At 65.5% G+C, this 13,965-nt stretch carries 14 protein-coding genes; all 14 read right to left on the bottom strand.

The window, feature by feature from the left end; genetic code table 11:
* Positions 1 to 44: 44 nt before the first annotated feature.
* The gene (locus tag C266_RS05775) at positions 45 to 905 is read right to left on the bottom strand and encodes an oxaloacetate decarboxylase (RefSeq protein ID WP_010806311.1); all 861 of its coding nucleotides are present in this window, start codon (positions 903 to 905) and stop codon (positions 45 to 47) included.
* Positions 905 to 1,114: a hypothetical protein gene (locus C266_RS05780; protein ID WP_010806312.1), complete on the bottom strand. Its 210-nt coding sequence runs from the start codon at positions 1,112 to 1,114 to the stop codon at positions 905 to 907. The genes C266_RS05775 and C266_RS05780 overlap by 1 nt, the downstream gene beginning before the upstream one ends.
* Positions 1,111 to 1,728: a cysteine hydrolase family protein gene (locus C266_RS05785; RefSeq protein WP_010806313.1), complete on the bottom strand. Its 618-nt coding sequence runs from the start codon at positions 1,726 to 1,728 to the stop codon at positions 1,111 to 1,113. The genes C266_RS05780 and C266_RS05785 overlap by 4 nt, the downstream gene beginning before the upstream one ends.
* A 22-nt stretch (positions 1,729 to 1,750) precedes the next feature.
* Positions 1,751 to 3,823 (bottom strand): hydantoinase/oxoprolinase family protein, encoded by a 2,073-nt coding sequence (locus tag C266_RS05790; RefSeq protein ID WP_010806314.1) that lies wholly within the window; start codon positions 3,821 to 3,823, stop codon positions 1,751 to 1,753.
* A complete protein-coding gene (locus C266_RS05795; RefSeq protein ID WP_010806315.1) occupies positions 3,820 to 5,514 on the bottom strand; it encodes a hydantoinase B/oxoprolinase family protein in 1,695 nt (564 codons plus the stop codon). Before C266_RS05795 ends, C266_RS05790 begins: the two co-directional genes overlap by 4 nt.
* Positions 5,508 to 6,056 (bottom strand): 3-isopropylmalate dehydratase, encoded by a 549-nt coding sequence (locus C266_RS05800; protein ID WP_036661640.1) that lies wholly within the window; start codon positions 6,054 to 6,056, stop codon positions 5,508 to 5,510. The genes C266_RS05795 and C266_RS05800 overlap by 7 nt, the downstream gene beginning before the upstream one ends.
* Before the next feature lie 22 nt (positions 6,057 to 6,078).
* Entirely contained in the window at positions 6,079 to 7,347 is a 1,269-nt protein-coding gene (locus C266_RS05805) for a 3-isopropylmalate dehydratase large subunit (RefSeq protein ID WP_010806317.1), read from the bottom strand.
* A gap of 4 nt (positions 7,348 to 7,351) precedes the next feature.
* Entirely contained in the window at positions 7,352 to 8,062 is a 711-nt protein-coding gene (locus C266_RS05810; protein ID WP_036661642.1) for an ABC transporter ATP-binding protein, read from the bottom strand.
* Positions 8,059 to 8,817, bottom strand: a complete 759-nt coding sequence (locus C266_RS05815; protein WP_010806319.1) for an ABC transporter ATP-binding protein — start codon at positions 8,815 to 8,817, stop codon at positions 8,059 to 8,061. The genes C266_RS05810 and C266_RS05815 overlap by 4 nt, the downstream gene beginning before the upstream one ends.
* Positions 8,810 to 9,826, bottom strand: coding sequence for a branched-chain amino acid ABC transporter permease (locus tag C266_RS05820; protein WP_010806320.1), 1,017 nt, complete (start codon positions 9,824 to 9,826; stop codon positions 8,810 to 8,812). The genes C266_RS05815 and C266_RS05820 overlap by 8 nt, the downstream gene beginning before the upstream one ends.
* Positions 9,827 to 9,842: 16 nt before the next feature.
* On the bottom strand, positions 9,843 to 10,715 hold the full coding sequence (locus tag C266_RS05825; RefSeq protein WP_010806321.1) for a branched-chain amino acid ABC transporter permease: 873 nt from the start codon (positions 10,713 to 10,715) through the stop codon (positions 9,843 to 9,845).
* A gap of 4 nt (positions 10,716 to 10,719) precedes the next feature.
* Complete coding sequence (locus C266_RS05830) at positions 10,720 to 11,931, bottom strand: ABC transporter substrate-binding protein (protein WP_010806322.1); 1,212 nt, start codon at positions 11,929 to 11,931, stop codon at positions 10,720 to 10,722.
* A 20-nt stretch (positions 11,932 to 11,951) separates the two neighbouring features.
* Positions 11,952 to 12,749 (bottom strand): GntR family transcriptional regulator, encoded by a 798-nt coding sequence (locus C266_RS05835; RefSeq protein ID WP_010806323.1) that lies wholly within the window; start codon positions 12,747 to 12,749, stop codon positions 11,952 to 11,954.
* Positions 12,750 to 13,008: 259 nt separating this feature from the next.
* Positions 13,009 to 13,908 carry a LysR substrate-binding domain-containing protein gene (locus C266_RS05840; RefSeq protein WP_010806324.1) on the bottom strand — a complete coding sequence of 300 codons (900 nt, stop codon included), beginning with the start codon at positions 13,906 to 13,908 and terminating at the stop codon, positions 13,009 to 13,011.
* Between the last annotated feature and the right edge of the window lie 57 nt (positions 13,909 to 13,965).

Consider the following 13,965-nt stretch of genomic DNA (forward strand, 5'->3'; position numbering starts at 1 on the left):
GTCACGCGCCGATTCCTCATACGGGCACCGCCCTCCTTGCCCGTCTATTCGTATTGCTTGCCCTCGGCGAGCAGCGCCGGGGTGCCGATCACCGCATTCAAGCCATCGAAGTCGAGCATGCGCTCACGCCATGCGGCCGTAGTGCCTTGCGCGTGCAGATTGGCGTAGTACCCCTGCAACGTGCTGGCGACAGCGCGCGCCGTCCCGCCCGGGAAGATCACGATACGGAAGCCGATATCGGCGAGCGCCTGCGCGCTTTGCACCGGAGTCTTGCCGCCTTCGACCATATTGGCAAGCAAGGGCACGCGCTGCGCGAATCGCCCGCACGCCACGGCCATCTGCGCCGGGCTGCGCAACGCTTCGATGAACAGCGCATCGGCCCCCGCTTCCAGATAACGCTCGGCACGATCGAGCGCCGCATCGAGACCTTCGACGGCCACGGCGTCCGTTCGCGCGAGAATCAGCGTGCGCGCATCGTGACGAGCATCGACCGCCGCGCGCACCTTGCCGATCATCTCCTGCACCGGCACCACGCCCTTGCCGTCGAGATGGCCGCAGCGCTTCGGAAAGGTCTGATCTTCCAACTGAATCATCGCGGCCCCGGCACGCTCGAAGCCTCGCACGGTACGTTTGACGTTGAGGGCGTTGCCGAAGCCGGTGTCGGCGTCGACGATCACGGGAATGTCGACGCGCTCGGCAATCCGGGCGAGCGTGTCTTCCACCTCCGGATAGGTCGTCAGCCCGATGTCCGAGCGCCCGAGCCGGGTGTAGGCAATCGACGCGCCCGACAGATACAACGCCTCGAAGCCCGCCTGAGCGGCAATGAGCGCGGACAGCGCGTCGTAGACACCGGGGGCGAGCAGCACACCGCCGCCCAGGCGCTGTTTGAGAGACGACGAGGTCATCATGCGGAGGTCTCCTGAGAAGGTGATTGGGCCGCGAGCACATCGGCTGCCGTATGCGCTGCGAGAAAGCCGCCCGCGACGGCCGAGCGCAGGCCGTTGCCCGACAGATAGCCCCAGACGGCATTGCCCGACACGCCGCGCGCCGCGCCACCGGCGTGCAGCAGATCGTCCACTGGCGGCAAGCCATGACGAATCACCGGCGCGCTCATGCGGCAAGCCGGCCCATGAAGGCCTCGCAAGTCAGGACCTCGCTTACCGTGCACAGATCGGCAAGCGCGGCGTCGTGTGCGGCAGGCGTGGGAGCGGCGCAACCGTCCGAGAGCACGAGCACACGGTAATCGCGCATATGCGCGTCGCGTGCGGTGCTCGCCACGCCGCCGTTCGTCACGATGCCGCACACCGCTACGGTCTCGACGCCTGCGCGACGCAGCACCCAGTCGAGCTGCGTGTTGAAGAACGCCGAATAAGCCACCTTCCACACCGACATGTCGACGTGGCCCGCGAGGGCATCCACCGTGGCGTGTCCCGGCGTGCCGGCCACGAAGTCACCGCGCCTCAGAAAAGGCCGCAGCTGTTTCAGGTGCGGGGAGATCATCGGCTCGCCGTTCGCATCGGGCCAGAGCGTGAACTGACTCGCGGCGACGTAACCGCCCGCCGCTTTTAGCGATGCCGCCACCGGCGCCACCCGCGCGGGAAGCGCCTGCGCCTGCGGTGTGGCCGCTCCCCCGCGGTCGTACGCGCCGCCCGGCGTGATGAAGTCGTTCTGCAAGTCCACGATGATGAGCGCGGTGCGAGTGCTGTCGAGCTTGAGGGTTTGACTCATGTCGTCTCTCCGGTACCCGTGCTCAAGCGCTGCGTGTGATGAGCAGGTTGCCCAGCGCGTCGACGCGCCCCGAGAATTCCGGCTCCAGCCAGATCGTCGTATCCGATTGCTCAAGGATTGCGGGGCCCGGCACCGTCGCACCGACCGGCAAATCGAGACGCGCATATCGCACGGCATCCCACCACTGTCCCGCGTGGTAGACACGTTGCGTACCCAGCGGCGCCGGCATGGCGCTGGCCTGCGGTGCGAGCACCGCGAGATCGAATTTCGGGCGCACACCGATGCGGGCGTAGCGCAGATTCATGATGCGCACCGCAATCCCATCGAGCGCACCGCCGAACGCCTCGCGATAGGCAACGTCGAAGGCCTGCGCGATGCCTTCGCGATGCAGCGCATCGCGCAACACGGGCACACGTACGGTGTGGCTTTGGCCGACGTAGAGCATGTCGAGTTCGATGGCCTCTCGCACCGATTCGAAACGCACGCCCGCCGAATCCAGACGCGTCTGACAAGACTCAGCAAGCGCCTCCACACGGGCCAGGAGGTCCTCGACATCGAGGGCGGCAAGCGGTTGATTGAGTGTCTGCACGCTGTCGTGACGCATGTCGGCCATCACGCAACCGAGCGCCGAGGTCACGCCGGGGTAACGCGGCACGATCCCTGTGGTCGTACCGACCTCGCGCATCATGGCGCACACATGCAACGCACCGCCGCCACCGAACGGCATGTAGACAAACTGGCGCGGATCGTGGCCCCGTTCGATCGACACCACACGAATGGCCCCGGCCATCTTGGCATTAGCCACCGTCAGAATGGCTTCCGCCGCCGCATGCACCTCCAACCCCAGCGGCGCGGCCACGTGCTCGCCAATGGCCTGTGCCGCCAAGCCCGCGTCGAGTTTGTCGAGCAAGCCGCCGCCCAGCGGCCGGTCGGCGGCAATGCGTCCGAGCAACACGTTGGCGTCGGTCACGGTCGGGCGCAGATTGCCGCGCCCGTAGCAGGCCGGACCCGGAATGCTGCCCGCCGACTCGGGCCCGACTTGCAGCAAGCCGCCTGCGTCCACCGACGCGATTGAGCCACCGCCCGCCCCGATGGTTTCGATCTGGATCATCGGCGAGCGCACCACCATGCCGAACTCGATGGATGTCTGTGCGGAGAGCGATGCCTCGCCGCCCGCCACGAGCGAGACGTCGAACGACGTGCCGCCCATGTCGCCGGTGACAACGTTGGCGAAGCCCGCCGCGCGCGCAATCGCCGCGCACGCGATCACGCCGGCCGCCGGCCCGGAGAGCGCGGTGCGTACCGGGACATCGCTGGCGGTCTGCCGCGACATGATGCCCCCGTTGCTCTGCACGACGAGCAGTTCGCCGCCGAACCCTTGTGCCTTCAGGTCACGCTCGAGCCGCGTGAGATAACTGCCTACCACCGGTTGCAGCGCCGCGTTGAGCGTGGCGGTCGAGCAGCGCTCGAACTCGCGAATCTCGGGCAACACTTCCGTCGCCGCCGTCACATAGCCGTTAGGCCAGAGGGCACGAACCGCCGCGACCGCCCGCTGTTCGTTAACGGGGTTGGCATACGCATTGATAAAGAACACGCACACGGCGTCGCAACCGGCTTCGAGCAGCGCACGCGCCGCCGACTCGACCTGAGCGATATCGACGTCGGTGTGAATCGTGCCGTCCGAGAGCACGCGCTCATCGACTTCGATGCGCAGGTCGCGCGGCACGATCGGCGTGAAGTCGCCGCGCAACCCCCATGTGGCGGGACGGTCGCGACGGCGCATCTCCAGCACGTCGCGAAAGCCGGTCGTGGTGATGATGCCGGTGCGGGCGACCTTACGTTCGAGCAGTGCATTCGTGCCGACCGTCGTGCCGTGCACGATGGTCGCGATAGCCCCCGCGCCTGCCGTCTCGGCGGCGGCGCCGACACGTTCGATGCCGTTCATGAAACCGCGCGCTTCCTCGCCGCGCGTCGATGGCACCTTGACGATGCGTGCCGCACCGGCCGCCTCGTCGAGCACGAACAAATCGGTAAACGTGCCGCCCACATCGACCCCCACGATCAGCGGGGCCCCGGTCGTTGCTGCTGTGCTCATGCCTGTTGCTCCTTCGTTGCCTTGCCGGTCGCGGCATCCGCCACCTGCGTCACATACCCCATCGCCCGGTCATGCGCGCGCGCTGCCGCGTCGCGCCGGGCAGGATCGCCGTAGCCACCGCCCCCCGGCGTCTCGAGCCGCACACGTTCGCCGCGCGCCAGCCGGATGCCGAGCATCTTCGAAGCCATCGGCGGCGTGCGCCACTCGCCGTCGTTCTGATACCGGAACACATTCGGCACCGACGCCTGACCACCCGCAATGCCTTGCGGCGCCGAGCGGCCGCGCTCGCCGAACACGAAGGCTTCTGCGCTGTCTTCCAGCAGTTCGATCTCGTAGATCGCGCCCAGCCCGCCCCGATGCTCCCCATCGCCCGCCGAATCGGGACGCAGCGCCCACTGGGTGAAACGCACGGGATAGGCCGCCTCGAGAATCTCGACGGGCGGAATCGTGGCGGTCGAAATCGGCGCGTTGCCATGCGACAGGCCATCGCCATCCATGTGGCCGCCATGGCCGCCGCCGAAGAAGCTGAACATCACCCAGCGCTGGCCTCGACGTGCCTCGTCGGTGCGATAGCCCGCGATCGACAAGGCATTGATCGTGCCGTATGCCTGCGCCATCGCGCGTTGCGGCGCGGCTTTGGCCATCGCACAGAAGATCACATCGATCATGCGCAGGATCGTCTCGGTATAGCCGCCCACGGGGCGCGGGCGCTGTGCGGAAATCACCGACCCTTCCGGCAGCTCGAATTGCACCGCGTCCAGCACGCCCGCGTTGGCCGGCACATCCGGGAACAGGTGTTTGAGCGCCACGTAGCAGGCGGCGATCGCCGTCGCCCGGGAAATGTTCACCGGCCCCATGCAGGCGGGCGACGTTCCGGTGAAATCGAGCGTGAGCGTCTCGCCTTGCACCCGCATGCGCAACGCGATGGTGAGCGGCACATCGCGCACCCCGTCGTTATCGAGCATGTCCCGGTAGACGTACTCGCCATCGGGTAACGCGGCCACATGCGCACGCATGAGCTTGACGGCACGCTCGCGCAGTTGGCCCAGGGCCTCCTGCACCGTCGTGTCGCCGTATTCGTCGAGCAGATCTGCCAGACGTCGTGCGCCGAGGGTCAGCGCCGACAGTTGGCCGTTCAGATCGCCCCAGAGGCTGTCGGGCAGTCGCGTGTTCGCCTTGAGAATCGCGAGCACGTCGGCATCGAGTTCACCGCCGCGAACGATGCGCACCGGCGGAATCTGCACGGCTTCCTGCCAGCACTCGGTCGCCGCCGGGTTGTAGTTGCCCGGCACCGCACCTCCCACGTCGTGCCAGTGCGCGGCCGACGCCAGAAAGCAATACAGCTTGCCATTGCGAAACACCGGACGCACGAGCTTGAAGTCGTTGGCGTGGGTGCCACCCTCGTAGGGGTCGTTGAACAGCCACACATCGCCATCGACCATGCCGCCGCGCTCTGCCGCCGCGCGCGCTGCCGCCTGCACGGCGAAGGCCATCGCACCGACGAAGACGGGCAGGCCCGACTTGCCCTGAATCAGCGTGGCACCGGTGGCGGCGTCGTAGATGCCGTGGCAGGCGTCATGCGCCTCGGCAATGATGGGATTGAACGCACTGCGGTAAAGCGTCGCGTCCATTTCGTCGGCGATCTGCTCCAGACGGCCCTTGAGGACCGCCAAAGTGACGGGATCTAGCATGAGGAAACTCCGTTGGGTGTCGCATGGGGTGCCGTACGGCGCCGCTTGAGCAGGTTGAGCAGCCCGCCCGCGTCGACCATGTCGAGCAGAAAGTCCGGCACGGTCTCGCAGGCGAGCCGGCTGCCGTCGGCGCGCTCGACGAAACCTTCGCGCGGCGAGAGCCGCAGGGCTTCGCCCTCGGCAACGCGATGCGCGTCGGCGCAGGTCAGTAGCAACAGCCCCACATTGAAGGCGTTGCGGAAATACAGACCATTGAACGACGGCGCAATGACGGCGCGCACGCCGAGATGAACCAGCGCCGCCGCCGCCTGCTCGCGCGACGAGCCGATGCCGAAGTTCGGGCCGGCGACGAGCACATCGCCCGCCTGCACGCTCGCCGCAAACTCGGGGCGAACGCGATGCAGGCAATGGCGCGCGATCTCGTCGATGCCGAACTTCATGTAAGCGCCCGGCGCGAGCGCGTCGGTATCGATATCGGCGCCGACGACCCAGGCGCGATGCAAGGTGCTGCGTGGATCAACAGTCGTGGTTGGGGTGGTCATGGAAAACGTGTGACGAACAAAGTCAGGCGAGCAAGTCGCGCGGGTCGGCGATGCGGCCAGTGAGCGCGGCCGCCGCCACCGTATAGGGCGAGCCGAGATAGACCTGCGCCGTCTCCGCCCCCATGCGCCCCTTGAAATTGCGGGCGGTACTCGACACGACGGTTGCCCCTTCGGGAATCGAGCCGCCGTATCCCGCACAGGCACCGCAGGTAGTGGCAAGCACCTGCGCACCGGCAGCCGTGAGCACGTCCATCACGCCCTCACGAGCCGCCTGCGCCTGATCTCGCTGCGAGGCCGGGGCGACGACGAAGTGCATGCCGTCGGCCACGCGCTTGCCACGCAGCACGCGGGCCGCCGCGCGCAGGTCCTCGAGCTTTGCCCCCGTGCAGGCGCCCAGATAAGCGACGTCGACCGCGACATCGGCGAATTCGCCGACGCCGCGCGTATTGGCAGGGCTGTGCGGCGCGGCCACCTGCGGGGCAAGTGCGCTGGCGTCGAACGAATGCACTTCGGCGGCGGCGCCCTCATCTGACTGCCAGCGCTCGACGTCGATAGCGGCGCTCACGCCAGCCGAGCGTAAGTAGTTGAGCGTGGTCGCATCGGGTGCAATCAGCCCAACCTGCGAGCCAAGTTCGGCGCTCATGTTCGAGAGCGTCATGCGCTCCTGCATCGACAGCGCACGCACGGCCTCGCCACAGAATTCGATGGCCTGATAACGTCCGCCATTCATGCCAAAGCGGCCGATCATGTGCAGCATCATGTCCTTGGCGGTCACACCGTCGGCCAGACGTCCGTCCCAGCGCATCTGAAGGGTTTCCGGCACTTTGACCCAGATCTCGCCCGAGACGGCGACGCCCAGCATTTCGGTACTGCCAATGCCGAACATATAAGCGCCGAACGCCCCGCCGGTGGGCGAATGCGAATCGCCGCCCACGCAGAACATGCCGGGGCGCAGATGGCCGTGTTCGGGCACGACCACGTGGCAGATGCCAACCGAGTCGTAGACGTTGGGCAGCGCCTGCGCGCTCGCCCAGTCGCGGGCGATGCGCACGATGCGCCGCGATTCGTCGTCGAATTCCGGCACGTAGTGATCGATGACGAGTACCACTTTCGATTTGTCCCACAACTGTGCGCCCAGCGATTCGAGCATCGGTTGCAGACGGCGCGGGCCGCTGGAATCGTGAAACATCGCGAGATCGACGCGACAAGTGACGATCTCGCCCACGGCGACTTCGTCGCGGCCACAGGCGGCCGCCAGCAGTTTTTGCGTCAGCGTTTGAGTCACGGTCATTCCCTCACATTCCGAGATAGGCGCGGCGCAGGTCACTGCTTGCCAGCAACTCGGCGCACGTGCCGCTGTGACGGATCGCGCCGTTCTCCAGCACATAGCCGCGCTGGCCCGTTTCCAGCGACTGCCCCACGTTCTGTTCGACCAGCAGGATCGACAGGCCATCGTGTTGCAAGCGGGCGATCAGCGTGAAGAGTTCTTCGACCATCAGGGGCGAGAGGCCCAGCGATGGTTCGTCGAGAATGAGCAGCCGCGGCTCGGCCATCAGGCCGCGGCCGATGGCCAGCATCTGCTGCTCGCCGCCGGACATCGTGCCGGCGGGCTGGGCAATGCGCTCTCGAAGGCGCGGAAACAGATCGAGCATGCGCTCCAGACTTTGCTCGCGCGACGCGCGGCCACGGGCGAACGCCCCCAGCATCAGGTTTTCGCGCACGCTCAGGTTGGGGAAGATGCGGCGGCCTTCCGGCACCTGTATCAGCCCGGCTTTCACTACGTCGCGGTAATGACGCCCGGTGAGGTCGTGCCCGTCGAACCGCACTCGTCCGGCCCACACGGGGTTAATGCCCGAGAGCGTATTGTTCAGCGTGGATTTGCCCGCGCCGTTGCTGCCGAGCAGCACCACGATCTCGCCCGCGCCCACGCTCAGATCGACGCCGCGCAGCACTTCGACGCGGCCATAGCCGGTGCGCAAGCCTTCCACTTCCAACAAATGGCTCATTGCGCACCGCCCGACTGCGCAGCGAGCCGCGCCGCTGCGCCGTGTCCCAGATAGGCTTCGATTACGGTGGCATCGGACGTGACTTCGCGCGGCGTACCGGCGGCAATCAGCTTGCCCTGCGCGAGTACCCACACATGCTCCGCAAGACTCATGACCGCGCGCATCACATGCTCGATCATCAGCACGGTCACCCCGCTCTCGGCGATTTCGCGCACCACGGGAATCATCTCGTCGATCTCGCTCGGGTTAAGGCCCGCGAGCACCTCGTCGAGCAGCAACAGACGCGGGCGCGTTGCCAGCGCACGAGCCAGTTCGAGCCGCTTGCGACCGCAGACGGTCAGGTCGGCGGCAGGCTTGTCCAACTGCGCCTGCAGGTTCGTGCGAAGTGCGATTTCCTCAGCCTCGCGCAGCGCTGCGCTGCGCTCGCGTCGATGCAGATGCGCGCCCACGGCAATGTTCTCGCGCACCGTCTGCGCACCGAACGGCTGCACGATCTGGAAGGTACGCGTGAGCCCCTGGCGCGCAGTTTCAAACGGGGCTTGTCCCGTAATGTCGCGTCCCTGAAACTCGACGCGGCCCGCCGTTGGCGTCAGGAATCCGGAGAGCAGACCGAACAGCGTCGTTTTCCCCGCACCGTTCGGGCCGACGAGTGCCGTGAGCGTGCCCGGTTTGACGACGAGACTCACGTCCTGAACGGCCTTGAGGCCGCCGAACGTAATGGACAGGCCATCGGCCTTCAACAGCGCCTCAGACACGGGCATTCTCCTCATGCGTGGCGGCCGCTTGCGCATCAGGCGCGGCAACCGTCTTCTTGTCCATTCCCAGCACCCGGCGCACCGATGCCCCCGCGCCGGTAATGCCGCGCGGCAGGAACATCACGATCGCAATCAGCACCACGCCATAGATCACCATCGACAGCCCCGGCAACTCGCCGAACAGATTTCGCGTGAACTCGCCCAGCGCATACAGCACCGCAGCGCCCAGCACGGGCCCCCAGAGCGTGCCCAAACCGCCCACGATCACGCCGACAAGTGCCTCGACCGAGATCGTCGAGCCGAAGGCAATGCCCGCGTCGATGTACTGGAACATCTGCACGTAGCACATGCCCGCCGCGCTCATGAATACGCCAGAGAGCGCAATTGCACCGAGCTTCACGCGCAGCGGATTCACGCCGACCGCACGCGCTGCGTTCTCGTTGTCGCGCACGGCCTGCAGCCACGCGCCGAAACGCGAATGCCGCAGCCAGGCCGTGACGAGCAGCGCGGCCATCACGAAGACAAACAGAAGCGCCGCATAGCCACGCGGCGACGCGAATTGAAGATTCCCGACGCTCTGATGCAACGGCACCATCAGGCCCACGCCCGCCCCGGTGAACGGCAGCGACACCGCGAGAATCCGGAAGACTTCCGCGAAGGCCAGCGTCACGAGCGCGAAGTACGACCCCTTGAGGCCGTAGCGGAACGTGATCGCGCCGATGGCGACGGCGACCACCGTCCCCATCGCGATGGCGAACGGCATCGCCAGCCACGGGCTCCAGCCCCATCGCAATTGCGCAATCGCTTGCGCGTAGGCGCCTACGCCGAAGAAGAGCGCATGCCCGAACGACAACTGTCCGCCGAACCCGCCCAGAATGTTCCAGGACTGCGACAACAGCACGGTGTAGAGCGTCATCATCACGAACGACAGCCACACGCCCGATTGCAACGTGGCCAGCAGCGCCGCGATCACGACACCGAACAGCACGATCCAACGAAGGTCTCTCATCGCTTGCTCTCCCCGCTCACGCGCGCGCACCGAACAAGCCCTGCGGACGCAGCAGCACGACGATGATGAAAATGGCGAAGATGCCCATCTGCCCGAGCGAATCGCCCAGCCATAACCCGCCCAGCGACTCGACCACACCGATGAGCAGCCCCCCGGCGAGTGCGCCGGCGAAGCTCCCCATGCCGCCGAGCACCACGATGGTGAAGGCCACCAGCACGAAGCCGCTGCCCACTTGCGGGTTGACGTAGTAAGTCGGCATCAGGAAACAAGCCGCCGCGCCCACACACGCCATACCGATGCCGAACGACAGCGCGTAGACCCGCTCGACGTCGATCCCCATGAGCTTCGCGCCGTGCTTCTCCCTGGCAACGGCACGAATCGCACGGCCGAGATCCGTCGCCCGCATGATCCAGAAGAGCAACGCCGCCGCGGCCAACGCGCCGCCGAAGGCGACGAGCTTCGGCACAGACAGCATGACCGGGCCGATGTCGACGGTGGCGAGCGTGTAAGGGGTGTCGATAGTGTGCGTATCGGACTTGAACCACACCAGCGCGAGGTTCTCCAGCACGATGGCAAGCCCGAGGGTGACGAGCAGAATGTTCTCGTCCTTGCCGTGGCTGGCACGCTCGATCACGCACCGTTGCAAGCCGTAGCCGAGCGCAAACATGCCTAGCGTGACGAACGGCAGCGCAACATACGGATCGATGCCGAGCTTTTCCTTGAGCAGCCACACGGCGTATAGCGCAATCATCAACGCCGCGCCGTGCGAGAAGTTGATGATGTGCAGCACGCCGTACACGAGCGTGAGGCCCAGGGCGATGAGCGCGTACACCGCCCCCGTGGTGAGCCCGTTGAGCACGGCCGACAGGAGAATGACCGGGTCGAACATCGCATCAGGCCTTGAGCGGGAAGATCGGCGCCACCTGACGATAGGTGTCCGGCAGAATCACGTTGATGTCGCCGCGCGAGACCTGCGTGAGCAGCGGCTGTGCGCCCGTGTTCTGCCCGTTGACGAACTTCGTCGGGCCGTAGGGCATGATGTGGTCCTTGAACGAACTCGATGCGAGCGCCGCCGTAATCGCCGCGCGATCGACGGATTTGGCGCGCTCGATGGCATCGGCCAGCAGCATCATCGCCGTGTAGGTCATGAAGACCTCGTAGCTGAAGAACGCTCCCTTGGCTTGCGTGCGCGCTTTGAGCGTCGCCACGCGCGGGTCTTTCGGATTGAACCAATGGTTGCAGTCGATGATGCCGTCGGCGATGTCCGGAAACTCCTTGAGGAACTTGTAGCTCGACGCCGCGCCGCCGAGCACCGAGTAGATCGCCTTGGGCTGCACCTTCTGCTGCTTCATCGCACGCAGCAGTAGCGCGTATTCGTTGTAGTAGTTCGCCGGAATCACAATATCCGGATTCACCGAGCGCATGCGCAGCACGATGTTATTGAAGTCGCGCGTCGGGTTGGCGTGCTTGATCACTTCCTTGATCTCGAAACCGCGTGCGGGCAGTTCCTTTTGCAGCAGCGCGGCCGTGCCCGTACCGAAGAGCGACTCTTCGTGCACGATCATCACCGTCTTGGCCGGCTTCCCGGCGGCGTTGTTGAGTGCGGCGAGATCGTCGACCGCGCGCAGCGAACACATGCGGTAGCCGGGGCCAAAACGGAAGGTGTTCGTCAGGCCGCGCTCCACGATCTGGTCGGCCACACCCACGTCAACGACATGCGGCAGGCCATATTTCGCCGCCGTTTGCGTCGTCGCCAGACAGATCGCCGACGCATAAGCACCGACGATGGCCGACACCCCAGCCTCGTTCATCTTCTCGACTTCCGCCGACCCGGCCTCCGGGCGCGACTGCGCGTCGCCGAGCACCGCCTCGATGGGCGCGCCGCCAAGCGACTTGATGCCGCCTGCGGCATTGATGTCGTCAATGGCGAGCAGCGCACCGAGACGGCACTGCTGGCCGGAGTAGGCCAGCGCTCCCGTGACGGGATGCAGCACACCGATCTTGACCGGCTTGCCGGCGGCGTGCGCGAGCCATGGTGCGCTGGAAGTGGCAGCGAGCGCGGCCATGGCAGTGGACTGACGCAGGAACGTGCGACGCGAACTCATTGACGATTCTCCGGACGTGATCAGTGGAATTGGGCAGACAGTTCTTCGCTGACCCAGACCTTCGCGTCGATATTGCCGACACGAGAGAGTTGAAGTTGGTACTGGTAGCGATCGGGGCGATACAGGCCTTGCAACAGTTGCACGGGACGCTCGGACACGTCGCGCACGAGGCGCGTGACCGCCAGCAACGCAGAGCCGACGGCGATGTCGAGATGGCGTGCCACCACGGCATCGGCCAGGCGAGCGGAAATGGTTTGCGTCGCGCCGCCGAGTTCGACACCGGCTTCTTCGAGCAGCATCAGCAGCGGCTTGCGCTCAAGTTCTTCGCGATTGATCTCGGCGATCCCCTGGGGCACATGTGTTGTGATGTACGACAAGGGGCCAGCCTGCGTGCTGCGTACGCGGACGCTTTTGTAGACCGGCGCACCGAGTTCCAGCGCCAACGCGTCGGCAACGGCATCGCTCGCACCCACGACACTCGATTCGAGCACCGAAACGCTCGTGCGCAGTCCCATGTTGACGATGTTCTCGAGCAAGCCGGTCAGATGCGCCTTCTCGCGGGAGATGCCCGGCGTCTTGCCGCCGGTGCGTTGCCCGGCATGCAACGGCCACGTTCCCAGTCCCGGGCGACGCACGACGAGACCGTCGGCCACCAGCATTTCCATCGCACGGCGAATGGTGATACGCGCCACGCTGAACTGATCGGCCAGCACATGTTCGCCCGGCACGCCGTCGCGATCGAAACGTCCCTCCTGCAACTGCTCGCGTAGCACGAGATAGATCTGGTGGTACTTCGGAAGCGGTAGTGAGGTATCCATGCGGCGATTCTGGAAGTGTCATAATGTCCGGTCAATAGAACAAAGCGGCAGACAAAATGTTCTATCGGGAAAACACCTAAGGCATTCGGCATTACCGGAAGGCGGCCCGCAAACGCAGGCGCCGCAAGGGTTTCCAGGTTGCGGCGCAGCATGCTTCAAGGCTGCGCCGCAATCGTTTTCAGAAGCGGCCACGAGTTCGTGGGTGGCGCACCGATGAAGATTTCTAGCGTCAATGGAACAAATGGCGAGCGCAGTTGTTCTATCGGGAAATTCCCGAGCCGCGAGCCTCTTCCAGAATCCATTTCGAAAATGCCTGAACCGGCCTCTCACTCAATTCAATCGGCTCGGGAAGCACAAGGCAAAAGTTCTTGGTGAGCACCTTACCGTCTGGCCAGGGCGCGACCAATCGGCCTTGCTCAAGCTCGGCGCCGATGTACAGACGCGGCACCAACGCCACCCCCAAACCAGCTAGTGCGGCTTCTATCAGCATGACGTGGAGATCGTAACGCGCGCCCACCGCCGGGTTGGTAAGCACGATGCCTGACGCTTGCGCATACCTCTGCCAGGCATCCGGATTCTGCCTTCTGTGAAGCAGTGGCAACGCATCGAGCGATGTGTTTGCACCGGCATCGGCAAGGAGCGCCGGGCTACAAACCGGCACAAGAATCTCTTCCAGCAGGCGATGCAGATGCATCCCCGCCCATGCGGGATGTTCAAAATGGATGGCCGCGTCGAAACCGCTCCCCGCGAGAAGGAAGGGGTCCATACGTTCCGCGATATGCACGGTAATGTTCGGATACTCGCGCTGAAAGCGCTTCAGCCGGGGAATGAGCCAACGGGTAGCGAAGGTGGGACTGGCGGCAATATCGATGCTCGCCCCCTCGATGGGTTGTCCCATCAGATACAGGCTGTCCCGCTCCAGCCGGTCCAGAATCTCCCGAACCTGTACCGCGTACCGCGTGCCGTGAGGTGCGAGACGCACCCGATTTCCCACTCGCTCGAACAGCGCAACCCCCAAGAACGCCTCCAACCGGCCAATCTGACGACTGACTGCGCCCTCGGTGCGTGCCAACTCCTCGGCGGCGCGGGCGAAGCTGCCGTGTCGAGCCGCCGCTTCGAATGCCAGAAGCGCTGAGTTGCTGGGAATTTTACGTGGCATGGGGGTCTCGTCGATTCAAACGCGCTCGAGTCAGCTTGAGCAAACATCACTGAAGGC

The organism is Pandoraea sp. SD6-2, assembly GCF_000389825.1.
GTDB lineage: Bacteria > Pseudomonadota > Gammaproteobacteria > Burkholderiales > Burkholderiaceae > Pandoraea > Pandoraea communis.